The organism is Microcoleus sp. S36a_B3 (assembly GCF_036700745.1).
Classification (GTDB): domain Bacteria; phylum Cyanobacteriota; class Cyanobacteriia; order Cyanobacteriales; family Microcoleaceae; genus Microcoleus.
In genome coordinates this window covers 85,061-97,810 of record NZ_JAUBPN010000001.1, presented here as the reverse complement: position 1 = coordinate 97,810, position 12,750 = coordinate 85,061, and the positions used below count along the sequence as shown (strand labels likewise).

Here is a 12,750-nt window from a genome sequence, read left to right as displayed (position 1 = left end):
TTCCAGAAATTAGGGCGAGGCTGGACTAATCTTGAACGTATTCTCGATCGCTCAACAATGCAAGTTCTGCCCGTACAAATTCCCGTCCCAGATAAGCCGCGTGATCTAACATTGTCACCGGGCTGGGGCGGGTTTCTTCTAGGATTTTGACGCAAAGTTCTTTGGCGGTTCTGCCGCTAAACAGCGTGCACTGAGTGCGTTCTACCTTGCCACGGGCGGGGATGGGTTTGCCAGTTTCGGGATCGACAGCCAGGCCGCGATCGTCGATGATGTTGGTGAAGTGTTTGGCACAAATTAAGCTGGTTTCGCGATCGAGATAGATGATGAAGTAGCCGCCTGGATCGAGGTCGATGTGGCGTTTGGAGAGGTTGTCATCGATGGCGGTGAGGTTTTCCAAGGTTTGACTCATGGTTGGTGAAAGGAAGTAAACAGTAGCTATATTTTTTTTGCTATTCCTAGTTTAGTGGGGTGCGGGACAAGTTTGGAAATTTTGGGCGATCGACATTATAGATGATATCTGCAGACACGGCAATTTCCTGTCCGTCGCCTGGTTTTTGTTTAAATTTGTATAATTAACCGCAGAGAACGCAGAGAACACAGAGTGAAAAAAGAAAGATAAACAAAATCTGTTATTATTAGCTTTAGCAAGATTTAGCATTAAATTATAGATGAAATTTATAGATTTGTTTTCGGGAATAGGAGGTTTCAGACAAGGTTTTGAAAACAATGGCTTTGAATGCGTCTTTTCCTGCGAAATCAATAGCAAATGCCGAGAAGTTTACACAGACAATTTCGGCGAAGTGCCTTTTGCCGACATCAGTAACATCAATCCCGCCGAGTTAGTAGACTTTGATGTTTTAGTCGCCGGTTTTCCGTGCCAACCTTTTAGCATCTGCGGCAAAAAGCTCGGTTTTGAAGATACTAGAGGCACGCTATTTTTTGAGATTTGTAAAATCATTAAAGTAAAACAACCTCAAGTAGTTGTCCTGGAAAATGTCAAGCACTTAATCCATCACGACAAGGGAAATACCTTAAAAGTAATTATTGCCAGCCTTGAAGATTTGGGCTACAGCGTGAATTACAAAATGCTGAATGCTAAAGACTTTGGACTTCCCCAACACCGCGAAAGAATATTTATTATTGCAACTAAAGGTAAACCCTTCAATTTTTCATTCCTAAAAAGCAAGTTTCCTCCCAAACTCAGGGAATTTCTAGACGAGACAGGGGATTTTGAAATATTGGACAAATCAGAGTATACTTTAATTGATTATCCGAAACAGCAAGATTCGGGACTTGTGTTTGTAGGATACAGAAATAAAGGTACTTGGAAAACTGGGGTGAGGCCGAATACAGAACATTTGTCGAGGGTTCACAGACAGCCGAATCGCATTTATTCGGTGGATGGCGTGCATCCGACAATTCCTTCGCAAGAAACATCGGGCAGGTTTTTTGTCTATTTTCCCGATCGAGATTTGGTGAGAAAGTTGACGCTGAAGGAATGTTACCGTCTCATGGGTTTTCCTGAAGATTTTAAGACTTATCCTAGTGCGGGGGAGAGTTACAAGCAAATTGGAAATTCGGTTGGCGTGCCCGTGGTGGTGGCGATCGCGCAAGAAATATTAAGTCAAAACTTATTGTCAAATGAGCCAAATAAACAGCAGACAAAAACAGAAGAATATATACAGCTTGTCGTCTTAAATTTCTGATATCAACTTGACGAAGATTCCCATACAATTAGAGACTGTCTTGCTAACAAAAGTGCAAGCTCATCAGCCCTTGGACGGTTATCTTCACGATAGGGCAACCCTATAATACTGCCATGAGATGAAGAGTCACATACTACATTTAGACCTAATTCTCGAATTTCCCCTACATTAAGGCTAGCAACTCCTTCACAGTTTCTCAATGCACTCAAAGATTGCTGAATGGAAAAATTGACAGAAATACCCTGTTCGTTTATACGTTGGCGCAAATAGTAGGCATCCGATTTGACGATCGATCTATCTCTATCTATCCATCCTTTTCGGAGAACTCGGTAAACAAGTGTACGATCCGGTAATTTTTCAAACTCTGACGCACTCCCTGAAGATTGTTCTATCATATTTTGTTAAACCACTGCAACCAGTAAACTAATGTTGATGATGAAGCGATATCTTCGACCGCATTTTCATTTTTTGCATGGTGATAAATGTCAACTGTTTGATCCGCACTGAATGGACAAAATAGGCGAACTGTACGCTCTGGTTCTAAGCTTGTCCAATCTAGTGTAATACTGCCTTGGTCATCTGTACCTGTAGAGCATTTTGGAAAACTGTTTCCCATGCTATCATAGGCCTCAACCACCAATTTCATCGCTGTCCTGAAAGCATATTCAGTCGGTCTCAAAACCCCGTACTCATCCTCTTCTTCTAAATCTAACAGTTCGATCAGACGTTCGACCGTGATGCGGAAATTCGATAAACCGCTGTTGCTATTGCTATTAGTAATCTGTTCTTTCGCTACAGTCATAAGATTCAATCCTTTTGAGCCGATCGCCAATTTGATCCTAACACAGCCTAATGCTGTCGAATTATTTGACAACTTACTGCACTATACTTGCGAAGGTTTCTAGACAATTTGAGACTGCTGTGCTAACAAATCAGCCAGCAAATCAGCATTACTACTAAACTCTTGTTCGTTCATGCTTGATTAAACCACTTTAGCCGATCGACTAATATTGCTGCTGAAATTACCTTCTCTGAACCGTGTTCATCATCTTTGCGATGATAAATGCGAACAGGTTGCTCGTCATCGTCAATAAACGGACAAAACAAGCGGACTTTACAAGCTGGATCTACACTTTTCCAAGTCAGGCTAACACCACCTTAATGATCGGTACAAGCTGACGCTTTTGGGAAACTGCTTCCCATAACAGAATGTGCTTCTACAACTAAATTAAGTGCTGTTTTGAAAGCAAAATCGCTGGTTTTTAAAAGGCCGTATTCATCCTCATCATCTTCGCCTTCATAAAGTTCTCCAAGACGTTTGAGAGTGATACTCAATCCTGAGCGGCTGTAGTTGCTATTGCTATCAGTAATCTGTTCCTTCGCTACAGTCATAAGATTCAATCCTTTTGAGCCGATCGCCAATTCGATCCTAACACAGCCTAATCATCTGCAATAATGACACGGCAGCAATAAGCAATAAGGACACCGCACTGTGTCCCTACTACTACAACAAACAAGTATTACGCTGGAACTTGAACTTTTTCACTGCCCGACAGCTCAAACGCCGCGTGAATTGCCTTCAAAGCTGTGACACCCTGTGCCTCATCCACAACGCAGCTAATCTTAATCTCAGAAGTTGCAATCATTTGAATGTTGATTTCGTGCTGCGAAAGCGCTTCAAACATCTTGGCGGCAACTCCCGGATGCGCTACCATCCCGGAACCGACAACGCTAACTTTGGCGATTTCTGTATCGACTGCTACTTCCCCCCATCCGAATTCAACTGCTGATTTTTCTAGGACTGTTTTAGCTGCTTCTGCGTCAATTTGTGCTACGGTAAATGCAATGTCGCGCGTTAATATGCCGTCGATATTGTGACACCGCTGCGATTGAATGATCGTGTCTACGCTAATATTTTCTTCGGCTAAAAGTCCGAACATTTTTGCTGCTACTCCGGGTCGATCGGGCAATTGGCGAATTGCCAGACGCGCTTGATTGAGATCCAACGCTACAGCCCTCACAGCGGGCGGTTTATGCGACGCACAACGCAGCCCGACAGGGGAGTTGGCGACATCAAATGCTTTGCAAAGTTCGGCAACTGCCCGATCGCACTCTGCAGCATCGATCGTACAACTAACCTTCACCTCGGAAGTCGAAATCATCTGAATATTAATCCCCGCATCCGCCAAAGTATTAAACATCTGGGCCGCTACCCTCGGACGGCCGATCATTCCCGCACCCGCAATGCTAACTTTAGCTATGGGTCTTTCTTCTGCCCTCACTTCCGGTTCCCCCAATTCTGGGCGCGAATTCTTGCCGAGGGAGGGCACGATCGCATCTGCAACCGCCACAGCTTGATTCAGCGAATTTCGCCTTACCGTAAAGGCGATATCGTTAGTATTTCCCTCGTGAATTGACTGAATAATTAAGTCTACATCGAGGTTTTGCTGCGCGATGGCCCCAAACAACCGCGCTGCTACCCCCGGGCGATCGGGCAAACGCAACAGCGACACCCCCGCCTGATCCAAATCAAACTCCACCGCATCCACCGCTTTCGCGAGCTCCAAGCCCTCCAAAGGCCGGGCTGATGGAGGGGGGGACACTACCCGCGTACCGGGCGCGTCACTCCAGCTAGAAAGCACCACCAGCGGCACACCGTAATTCTTGGCAATTTCTACGGCGCGCGGGTGCAGGACTTTTGCACCCAAACTCGCCAATTCCAGCATTTCGTCGCAGGTGATTTCGTCCATCAATTGCGCCTGTGCAACCAAGCGCGGATCTGTAGTCAGAATTCCGGGCACGTCAGTATAAATTTCGCATTTGTCGGCCCGCAGCGCTGCAGCGATGGCTACTGCTGTGGTGTCGGAACCGCCTCTACCCAAAGTAGTAATTTCCAATTCTGTCGCGTTAGCGATGCCTTGGAAACCTGCGACGACGACGACTTTACCGCTGTTTAACTGGGTTTGGAGCCTGTTCGGGTCGATTCGCAAAATCCGGGCGCGGGTGTGGGCGGCTTCGGTGACAATGCCGACTTGAGCTCCGGTGAGGGAAATTGCGGGCTGTCCCATTTCTTGCAATGCCATGCTCAAAAGCGCGATCGAGACTTGTTCCCCAGTCGAGAGCAACATATCCATTTCCCGCTTGCTGGGATTTGCGGAAATTTCCTTAGCCAGTTTCACTAAACCGTCAGTCGTTTTTCCCATAGCCGAAAGTACGACAACTAAGGAGTTTCCAAGCTGTACTGTTTTGACAACTCGTCGCGCTACTTCCAAAATGCGATCGACTGTACCAACCGATGTTCCGCCGTATTTCTGAACAATTAGTGACATAGGACTTTACACAAAAGTGATGCAATACTTTACTCTTAACCAATTAATATACGCAAATTCTGGATTATAGCCTACGTTTACCTATGAACTGCCAATAAAGAAACCGGGTTTTTGGCGAGATTGAGGGTTTGAATCGAATATCTTGACCCAAAAACCCGGTTTCTCGTCACCGCTGCGTAAGTTCAAAGAAACCGGGTTTTTGGGAGATTGAGGATTTTTTGCGAATATTTGGGCGAAAAAACCCGGTTTCTGGCTACCTATTAGCTGCCTTCTAACTCTCGCAAACGCGCTTCCAAAGCTTGAATTCACAACACAGCTTCTATGCGCCTTTGTCGTTCTTGTTCTGCCCGTTCCTCCGCCGCCGGCAGCAAAGTCCCCGATGCCTCCCACCAGCGCAGCAAAGGCAGTTCTACGCCCCGATCGACTCCTTGCCAAATGCCTAATTCTACTTTTATTTGTGCGATCGGGTAATGTCAGCGATTATTTTTTGCCACTAGCTCGAAGCGGTCTTCGATTAAATGATAAACTTCTACTAATAACTAGAAATATTTGTAGACACCGGGTTTATCGGGTCGATTGTCGGGGCGGGTTTAGCCTGTAAGCTCTAATACAATGGAGTTTATGACTGCTGCAAAAGTCGCATCTATGTTAAATTTATTCGCACATATTCTAATTTGAGGATTTTTTGAAGAAAATGAGTCAGTACAAGTTAATTATTTTCGATTTTGACGGCACCTTGGCAATTACTCACAGAGCTATTGTATATTGCTTTACCAAAACTTTTGAAAGTTTCAATATTGATCCGCCTGCTGCTGAGACAATTCAAGGGACAATCGGGATTAATTTAGCAAATAGTTTCAAAATCCTGCATCCGGCGATCGAGGAAAGTGCAATTCCCCAATGGGTGGAAACTTACCGCTCTTTTTATCGGACAGAAGGTGAAAAGCAGCTAGATTTATTTCCCGGAACCAAGCAAGTTTTGCAGTTGGCGAGCAAGTCGGGATTAAATTTGGGAGTTTTTAGCAACAAGCACGTTAGTTTTGTTAATTTGTTTCTAGAAAACTTGAAAATTCACAGTTTTTTTGATTTGATATTAGGTGATAACGGACAAATAATTCCGAAACCAAATCCGACTGTTTTTCACTCGATTATTAAACCGCTGTTCCCGGAGTTGGATAACAGTCAAATTTTAATGGTTGGCGATACAGCGATTGATTTGCTGTTTGCTAAAAATGCTGGGATAGATGTTGGTTGGGCGGCTTACGGATATGGCGATCGCGCTGAGTGTCTCGCCCTAGAGCCGACTTTCGCGATCGACGATATTTCAGAACTTGCTGTGTTCGTTCAAAATTAATTTTTCCTCGGTTTGTTTTAGAGAAGAGTTTGACTCATTTAACTATAAAGGATTTAATTATTTTTTTTACTAGAGCCGGATAATGTAGTTTTTATTTAATTAAAAAAATAAATGAACGAAATTGTAAGCCGCCTAAACTCTGCCAAGTAAACCATACCAGAGATAGAGTTATCGCTGGAACAACTATTATAAATTAACAACAAGGATTCCTTTGAAGGTAGAAGGCAGAAGGCAGAAGGCAGAAGGAAAAAAAACCGAGGGAAGCCAGATTTTATTTAGGTAGAATTTACCGCCCCAATTCTGCATGATAGCCTTTTAACTTCTGCCTTCGGAAAACAGACAATTCTGTTAAAATATAGGGTGTGCTGGCAGTCGGTATCTACAATAAACTCAATTTATAGAAACTCATGCAGATCGATATAAGCATTCCTTCTGAAACGCTATCGCCGACTCGTACTGGCGGCACACCAAATTTAATAGAAGAAGTCTGGAGGCTGTACGATCGCGCCCTGGCAGCTACCAGCAACGGCATCGCGATCGCGGACGCTACCCAGCCGGACAAGCCTATAGTCTACTGCAACGGCGCTTTCGAGCGGATTACAGGCTACAATCGCAGCGAAATAATCGGGCAGAACTGCCGCTTCCTGCAAGGCCCGGATACCGATCGCGCGGCCGTCGATCAAATCCGCGTGGCCCTCAAAGAACAGCATGACTGCAAAGTAGTTCTGAAAAACTACCGCAAAGACGGCACCGCCTTCTGGAACGAACTCAGCATCTCGCCGGTGCGCGACAGCAGCGGACTCGTTACCCACTTCATCGGCGTCCAATCTGATATCACCGATCGTAAACAAGCAGAAGAAGCCCTCAAACAAGCCGAGGCAAAATACCGCAGCATCTTTGAAAACGCCACCGAAGGCATATTTCAAACCGCCCCAGACGGGCGCTACCTCAGCGCCAACCAGGCACTCGCCCGAATGTACGGCTACGATTCCCCGTCAGAACTGATCGCAAAATGTTCGGCAAAAAACCTTTACGTCGATCGCACCCGCCGCGCTTCCTTCATGGCAGAAATCAGCAAAAACGGCTCCCTGAAGGAGTTTGAGTCCTGTGTCCGCCGCAAAGACGGCAGCACTACCTGGATCTCGGAAAACGTGCGCGAAGTCCGCGACGAAAACGGCGAACTCCTTTACTACGAGGGAACCGTGGCCGAAATCGTCGCCCGCAAAAAAGCCGAAGCAGCCCTGCGAAATCAAGAATACTGGCTGAAAACCGCGATCAACGCCGTCCCCGACGCGATCAACCTCACAGACAGCGAGGGGCGCTGGCTGATTGCCAACGACTGCGCCCTGCAACTTTTGGGGTGGGAAACCGCAGACTACCAGGGCAAAACTACTGCCGAACTCGCTGCCGCCGCCGATCCCAGAGTCAGAGAAATCCTGCTAACTTGGCAGGAAACCGACGAAACCACCTGGCAAGCAGGCACTCTTACCTCCAGCCGCCAAATTGTCTCCTTGCCCACAGGCGGCAGCAATTTGTTTGAAGTGCGGAAAGTGCCACTGTTCAACCCCGACGGTTCGCGCAAAGGTTTGGCAGTGGCGGGGCGGGACATTACGCAGGAAGTGGCAGCGGATGCAGCTTTGCGCGACAGCGAACAGCGGTTTCGGGCAATTTTTGAACGCGCTGCGATCGGCATGGTAGTCGCTACCCTCGAAGGTGTTGCGATCGCCACTAATCCGGCATTTCAAGCTATGCTGGGGATCTCGGAAGCTCAACTGCGGGGTGTCGGCCTCGACGACTGCGCGCATCCGGAAGACGCACCAGCTTCGCGGGAGTTGCGCCAACAGTTGGCAGCGGGATCGCGCGAAGCTTACCAAATAGAAAAGCGCTACCTCCGCCAAGACGGCAGCATCAGGTGGGGACGCCTCAGCGCCTCTGTTATCGACAGCAGTCAGGGAACCCCACAGTTTATTTTGCAAATGGTAGAGGATATTACCGATCGCAAACAAGCCGAGTCAGCTTTGTTGCAAAATGAGGCTAAATGGCGATCGCTGATTCTCAACAGTTCCGACATCATTACTATTCTCGACGAGGGCGGCGGCATTGTTTACGAAAGCCCTTCTGTAGAAACAGTCTTGGACTACGAACCAGAGGAACTCACCGATCGAATGGTTCTCGATTTCATTCACCCTGACGACATTTCCTCGGTGATATCCGACGGCGAAAAACTGCTCGCAAATCCAGGCGATCCGATCGCCCTAGAAGGTCGGTTCCGGCGCGCTGACGGTTCTTGGTGTTTTCTCGAAGGAGTCGGTATTAACCTGCTAGCAGACCCCGCTGTGAGGGGAATTGTGGTCAACTCCCGCGACATGACGGCGCGCCGGCAAGCAGAGTACCGCCTCAGCAAAATCAACGAGTGCTTTTTGGGATTCACCACCGATGCTGCTGACAACATCCAGCGCCTGACAACCTTAGCCGGCGAGCTTTTGGGCGGAACCTGCGCCGTCTACAGCCACGTCGGTGGCGGGCTGCTGCGCGCGATCGCAACTTGGCAAACGCCGCCTGACTACCCGGAGGTCGATCGCGCCGAGGGCCACATCTGCACTGACGTATACCAAAAAGCCAGCGATCTGGCTGTGGCAATTCCTGACTTGCAGAACACGATCTATGGCAAAAGCGATCCCGCTGTCATCCGCTACGAACTCAAAAGCTATCTGGGACAAGCAGTGCGGCGTGGCGACGATTATGTCGGTTCGGTGTGCGTTGTCTACACCGAACCGATCGCGCCTTCTAAAGCCGATTGCAAGCTGATCGGAATTATTGCTGGGGCGATCGGAGTTGAGGAAGAACGGGCCGCCTCCGCAAAGCGCGATCGGCAAAAATCTCAAGAACTGCAAACAGCTTTGCACAATTTGCAGCAAACTCAAATGCAGTTAGTCCAAACCGAAAAAATGTCTTCCCTCGGACAAGTCCTAGCAGGAATTGCCCACGAAATCAACAACCCAGTGGGCTTTGTCGCCGGCAACCTCTGCCACGTCCGCGACTACATTCTCGACTTGTTAGACATCGTGCAAATGTATCGAGAAGAGTACCCAACTCCCCCAGCCAAAATTCAGAAACAAGCCGAAGATATAGACATAGAATTTCTCGCAAAAGACCTGCCAAAATTGCTGAATTCGATGCACACAGGATGCGATCGCATTGTAGAAATCATTCAAACTCTCCGCAATTTCTCGCGGGCGGACGAAGCAAAAATCAAATCTGCCGACATTCACGAAGGTTTAGACAGTACCTTGTTAATGTTGAACAGCAGGCTGAAAGCCAAAGCCAACTGGCGGGGCATTGAAGTTATTAAAGAATACGGAGAAATGCCACAAATACAATGTCATCCCGGACTGTTAAATCAGGTATTCATGAATGTATTAGCCAATGCGATGGATGCCTTGGAAGAAAACAGCAGCCAAGGAAAGAATACCGCTGATTTTAACTTTCCTACAATTACAATTAAAACTGAAACAATTGATAATAAAAGTATTTGCGTTCGGATCAAAGACAACGGCCCTGGCATTCCCGAAGATAAGATTGTGCGTTTGTTTGATCCGTTTTATACCACAAAACCCGTAGGTAAAGGTACAGGTTTGGGTTTATCAATTTCGCACCAAATTGTCGTTGAAAAACATAACGGCAAATTGCAGTGTGTCTCCCAACCGGGTAAAGGTACCGAATTTATTATCGAAATTCCAATTCGTTGACATTCGGACGCAGGGGAAAAGTCAAATCGTCTCCGTTTGATTACCAAAACAAAAACCGTTTGTACTGCGTCCAAGTGTCCGTAGCGAAAACGGATTTAATATCAAATCCGGTTGCACTCATACATGACTGTTGACTGTTGACTGTTGACTGTTGACTGTTAACTGTTAAGAGGGCCCGCACGCACCATCCACCGCCCCTACGGACTGTTGACTGTTGACTCGATTTTATTTTTCCGATGCAACCGGAAACGATATAAGTCCGCACGCACGAACCCGATCGATCGCAGTCAAGCCATCGGACATGATATCATTAATCACTGATGACTGCTGACTATTGAATAATGCCAAAAATGAAGTTTTTGTTAGTTACAGATTTAGACAATACGCTCGTGGGAGATGACAAAGCAACTCAATTTTTCAACCAGCGCTTGCAATCAATGCGATCGCAAATTTGTTTGGTTTACGCTACCGGGCGTTCTCATGCTTCGACTTGCGAATTAATTGCAGAAAAACAACTGCTAGCACCGGATTATTTAATCGCAGGTGTAGGTAGCGAGATTTACCAAGATGGCGCGCTGGATTTAGATTGGGCTCAATATATTTCTCAAAATTGGGATAAAATGGCGATCGTCTCTTTAGTTCAGCAGTTTAAGAAACTTAAACCCCAACCCCCACAAACACAAAATCCTTGGAAAATCAGTTATTTTCTGGAACCATCAACAGAACATAGCTCGATTATTCAGGAATTGCAGCAAAAATTAACAGCATCGGGATTGGCCGCTCAAATCATTTTTAGCAGCAATCGCGATGTAGATATTTTACCGGAAACTAGCAATAAAGGTAATGCCTTGACTTATTTACAAAAGCGCCTGCAAATTCCATCAGAGTTAACATTAGTCTGCGGCGATTCTGGCAACGATATCAGTATGTTTGAACAAGATGTTCGGGGGGTAATCGTCGCTAACGCTATGTCCGAACTCTTAGCATGGCATCGCGAATTCGGCGGCAACAATCATTATTTAGCTCGCTCTGCTGGCGCTGGAGGAATCATGGAAGGAATGGCATATTTTTGGGAATTTTGATGGCACAAAATCCGGTTTTGTTCCCAGTCAGGATGACCGTCCTCATCGGGAGCATCTGTGTTTTGCATTTAAAGCCTGCGAGCACCTAAGCGAGCTCGCGCCCGATCGGGGTCAGAGGACTGAAGTCCTTACTACAAACGCACCGCAAGTCCCGCAAACCTTTAAAATCCGTTCAGAATCTCCACCGCATCTCGATCGAACCTGTGAGTGCGATACCATCAGCGTATACTAGCTTGCCAGACCGCCACATGGAACAAAATACTTTACCAGTAGAATTAATTCTCTCTCACCCCCGCCAATCTTTAGGCAGCACTCGGCTCGATTGGACACCGCAACCGGGGAACTATCTAGATTTCGAGGAACAAACCTATGCTGTTTTGGAACGCCACCACCGCTATCAACTCAAATCCGGCCGCTACCAACTGCAAAAAATTGCCCTGTACGTGCAGTCTGTGGAACCGCCGACGGAAAGAACATTTGTCAGCGGTATCTGGATTATCGGAGATCCTAGCTGTCGCTTTAACGCTCGATCGGAAATTCTCCGCTGTGCTGTCAAACCTAATGGCCCCTGCGACGGCTGCGGGGATTACCAAAAGTGTTAATCGCGATCGAACAGGTACACAATTATAGCTCGATCGCTCAACCGAGAGTGCCGAGCCGATCGGCATCTCCCCCATCAAGCGAAAACTATTCTTACCAACTAGCAACCCTCTCACCAGATTTAACTTGTTCCCAAACGCCACAATCTATCTTCTGATAGCTGTGCAGCACGTCGCGAATCCCAGTATGAATCAAATTTTCTATGTGCAGCAACTGCTCTGAAGAACAGCGAATCTGCACTTTTTGGTTGAGGGACTCACCGGAGTCGATCGCAATATATTTATTAGGAACTCGGCTGAGTACGTAAGCAATCAAATCCTGCCGCAAGCCCCAAGGGGAAAAAGCTTCTTGGTAAGGATACTTGGGATAAGACCCCAAGATAATTTCTACTTCCTCTGTCACTAAAGCCAAGGTCATATTGACAAGATTTTTCTGCATTTTTGCCGTCCTAAAACACTACTTAACTAATATTTTTTCCGCTCTAATTGTTCGGATTTTTTCTTGATTTTAGCGCGACAATACCGCACTTTTTTCTTTAGGAACAACCCGATCCAACTCAGAACTAACCTCTTCTATAACCCGCAGCACGTAGCACGGAATCTTGTCCGATAAAATAGCAGTTGCTACGGCGCAGGTGTGAATTTCTAAGACTGCTTCTACCGCAGCTTTAAACATCAGTCGCTCTCCCGGAAACACCACCCTTTCAAAGTACCAATTAGGAATGTTCCCAATCCGAACCACCTGAATTTGGTTCGTAGTATTTGGGTAATAGCACAAAATGTGGTCGCTATCTTTAGAAGATACCCGGTCTAACATTTAACAAATCTCCACAATCTTTCAAAAACTTATGCTGTGGCACCAGTTAATCGAAAGCACCATCCCTGACCCCGACTCCCCAGACTGCAGGTTTTTTCTTCGGCAGCGGGATAC

The 12,750-nt window shown here is 46.7% G+C and carries 11 protein-coding genes; 5 read left to right on the top strand and 6 right to left on the bottom strand.

Translation table 11 applies throughout. The features are described 5' to 3' along the window. Positions 1-25: 25 nt before the first annotated feature. Positions 26-409, bottom strand: coding sequence for a DUF4346 domain-containing protein (locus tag QUA01_RS00380; protein WP_333088543.1), 384 nt, complete (start codon positions 407-409; stop codon positions 26-28). 259 nt (positions 410-668) lie between these two features. Here QUA01_RS00380 and dcm point away from each other — a divergent pair, with 259 nt between their 5' ends. Further along, positions 669-1,706 carry a DNA (cytosine-5-)-methyltransferase gene (dcm, locus tag QUA01_RS00375; RefSeq protein WP_333088540.1) on the top strand — a complete coding sequence of 346 codons (1,038 nt, stop codon included), beginning with the start codon at positions 669-671 and terminating at the stop codon, positions 1,704-1,706. Between the two features lie 391 nt (positions 1,707-2,097). On the opposite strand, the gene QUA01_RS00370 is transcribed toward dcm, so the two are convergent. The 3 genes from QUA01_RS00370 to QUA01_RS00360 all read right to left on the bottom strand — a co-directional run bounded on the left by QUA01_RS00370 (position 2,098) and on the right by QUA01_RS00360 (position 5,035). Beyond that, the gene (locus QUA01_RS00370; RefSeq protein WP_333088538.1) at positions 2,098-2,508 is read right to left on the bottom strand and encodes a hypothetical protein; all 411 of its coding nucleotides are present in this window, start codon (positions 2,506-2,508) and stop codon (positions 2,098-2,100) included. A 356-nt stretch (positions 2,509-2,864) separates the two neighbouring features. After that, complete coding sequence (locus tag QUA01_RS00365; protein ID WP_333088537.1) at positions 2,865-3,098, bottom strand: hypothetical protein; 234 nt, start codon at positions 3,096-3,098, stop codon at positions 2,865-2,867. Between the two features lie 128 nt (positions 3,099-3,226). Then, a complete protein-coding gene (locus QUA01_RS00360; RefSeq protein ID WP_333088536.1) occupies positions 3,227-5,035 on the bottom strand; it encodes an aspartate kinase in 1,809 nt (602 codons plus the stop codon). A gap of 694 nt (positions 5,036-5,729) precedes the next feature. Between QUA01_RS00360 and QUA01_RS00355 the strand changes: the two genes are divergently transcribed. The 4 genes from QUA01_RS00355 to QUA01_RS00340 all read left to right on the top strand — a co-directional run bounded on the left by QUA01_RS00355 (position 5,730) and on the right by QUA01_RS00340 (position 11,822). Continuing rightward, positions 5,730-6,389: an HAD family hydrolase gene (locus QUA01_RS00355; RefSeq protein WP_333088534.1), complete on the top strand. Its 660-nt coding sequence runs from the start codon at positions 5,730-5,732 to the stop codon at positions 6,387-6,389. A gap of 407 nt (positions 6,390-6,796) precedes the next feature. Beyond that, positions 6,797-10,138, top strand: coding sequence for a PAS domain S-box protein (locus QUA01_RS00350; protein ID WP_333088533.1), 3,342 nt, complete (start codon positions 6,797-6,799; stop codon positions 10,136-10,138). Between the two features lie 350 nt (positions 10,139-10,488). Further along, positions 10,489-11,220, top strand: a complete 732-nt coding sequence (locus tag QUA01_RS00345) for a sucrose-phosphate phosphatase (RefSeq protein WP_333088532.1) — start codon at positions 10,489-10,491, stop codon at positions 11,218-11,220. A gap of 248 nt (positions 11,221-11,468) precedes the next feature. Beyond that, complete coding sequence (locus QUA01_RS00340) at positions 11,469-11,822, top strand: DUF6464 family protein (protein ID WP_333088823.1); 354 nt, start codon at positions 11,469-11,471, stop codon at positions 11,820-11,822. A 91-nt stretch (positions 11,823-11,913) separates the two neighbouring features. On the opposite strand, the gene QUA01_RS00335 is transcribed toward QUA01_RS00340, so the two are convergent. After that, entirely contained in the window at positions 11,914-12,258 is a 345-nt protein-coding gene (locus QUA01_RS00335) for a late competence development ComFB family protein (protein WP_333088531.1), read from the bottom strand. A gap of 69 nt (positions 12,259-12,327) precedes the next feature. Further along, positions 12,328-12,636, bottom strand: a complete 309-nt coding sequence (locus tag QUA01_RS00330) for a DUF1830 domain-containing protein (RefSeq protein WP_333088530.1) — start codon at positions 12,634-12,636, stop codon at positions 12,328-12,330. Positions 12,637-12,750 lie beyond the last annotated feature (114 nt).

Coding starts and splice junctions, on each gene's coding strand:
- QUA01_RS00360 (WP_333088536.1), bottom strand. CDS start 5,035: ATGTCACTAATTGTTCAGAAATACGGCGGAACATCGGTTGGTACAGTC.
- QUA01_RS00345 (WP_333088532.1), top strand. CDS start 10,489: ATGAAGTTTTTGTTAGTTACAGATTTAGACAATACGCTCGTGGGAGAT.
- QUA01_RS00355 (WP_333088534.1), top strand. CDS start 5,730: ATGAGTCAGTACAAGTTAATTATTTTCGATTTTGACGGCACCTTGGCA.
- QUA01_RS00365 (WP_333088537.1), bottom strand. CDS start 3,098: ATGACTGTAGCGAAGGAACAGATTACTGATAGCAATAGCAACTACAGC.
- QUA01_RS00330 (WP_333088530.1), bottom strand. CDS start 12,636: ATGTTAGACCGGGTATCTTCTAAAGATAGCGACCACATTTTGTGCTAT.
- dcm (WP_333088540.1), top strand. CDS start 669: ATGAAATTTATAGATTTGTTTTCGGGAATAGGAGGTTTCAGACAAGGT.
- QUA01_RS00370 (WP_333088538.1), bottom strand. CDS start 2,508: ATGACTGTAGCGAAAGAACAGATTACTAATAGCAATAGCAACAGCGGT.
- QUA01_RS00350 (WP_333088533.1), top strand. CDS start 6,797: ATGCAGATCGATATAAGCATTCCTTCTGAAACGCTATCGCCGACTCGT.
- QUA01_RS00380 (WP_333088543.1), bottom strand. CDS start 409: ATGAGTCAAACCTTGGAAAACCTCACCGCCATCGATGACAACCTCTCC.
- QUA01_RS00340 (WP_333088823.1), top strand. CDS start 11,469: ATGGAACAAAATACTTTACCAGTAGAATTAATTCTCTCTCACCCCCGC.
- QUA01_RS00335 (WP_333088531.1), bottom strand. CDS start 12,258: ATGCAGAAAAATCTTGTCAATATGACCTTGGCTTTAGTGACAGAGGAA.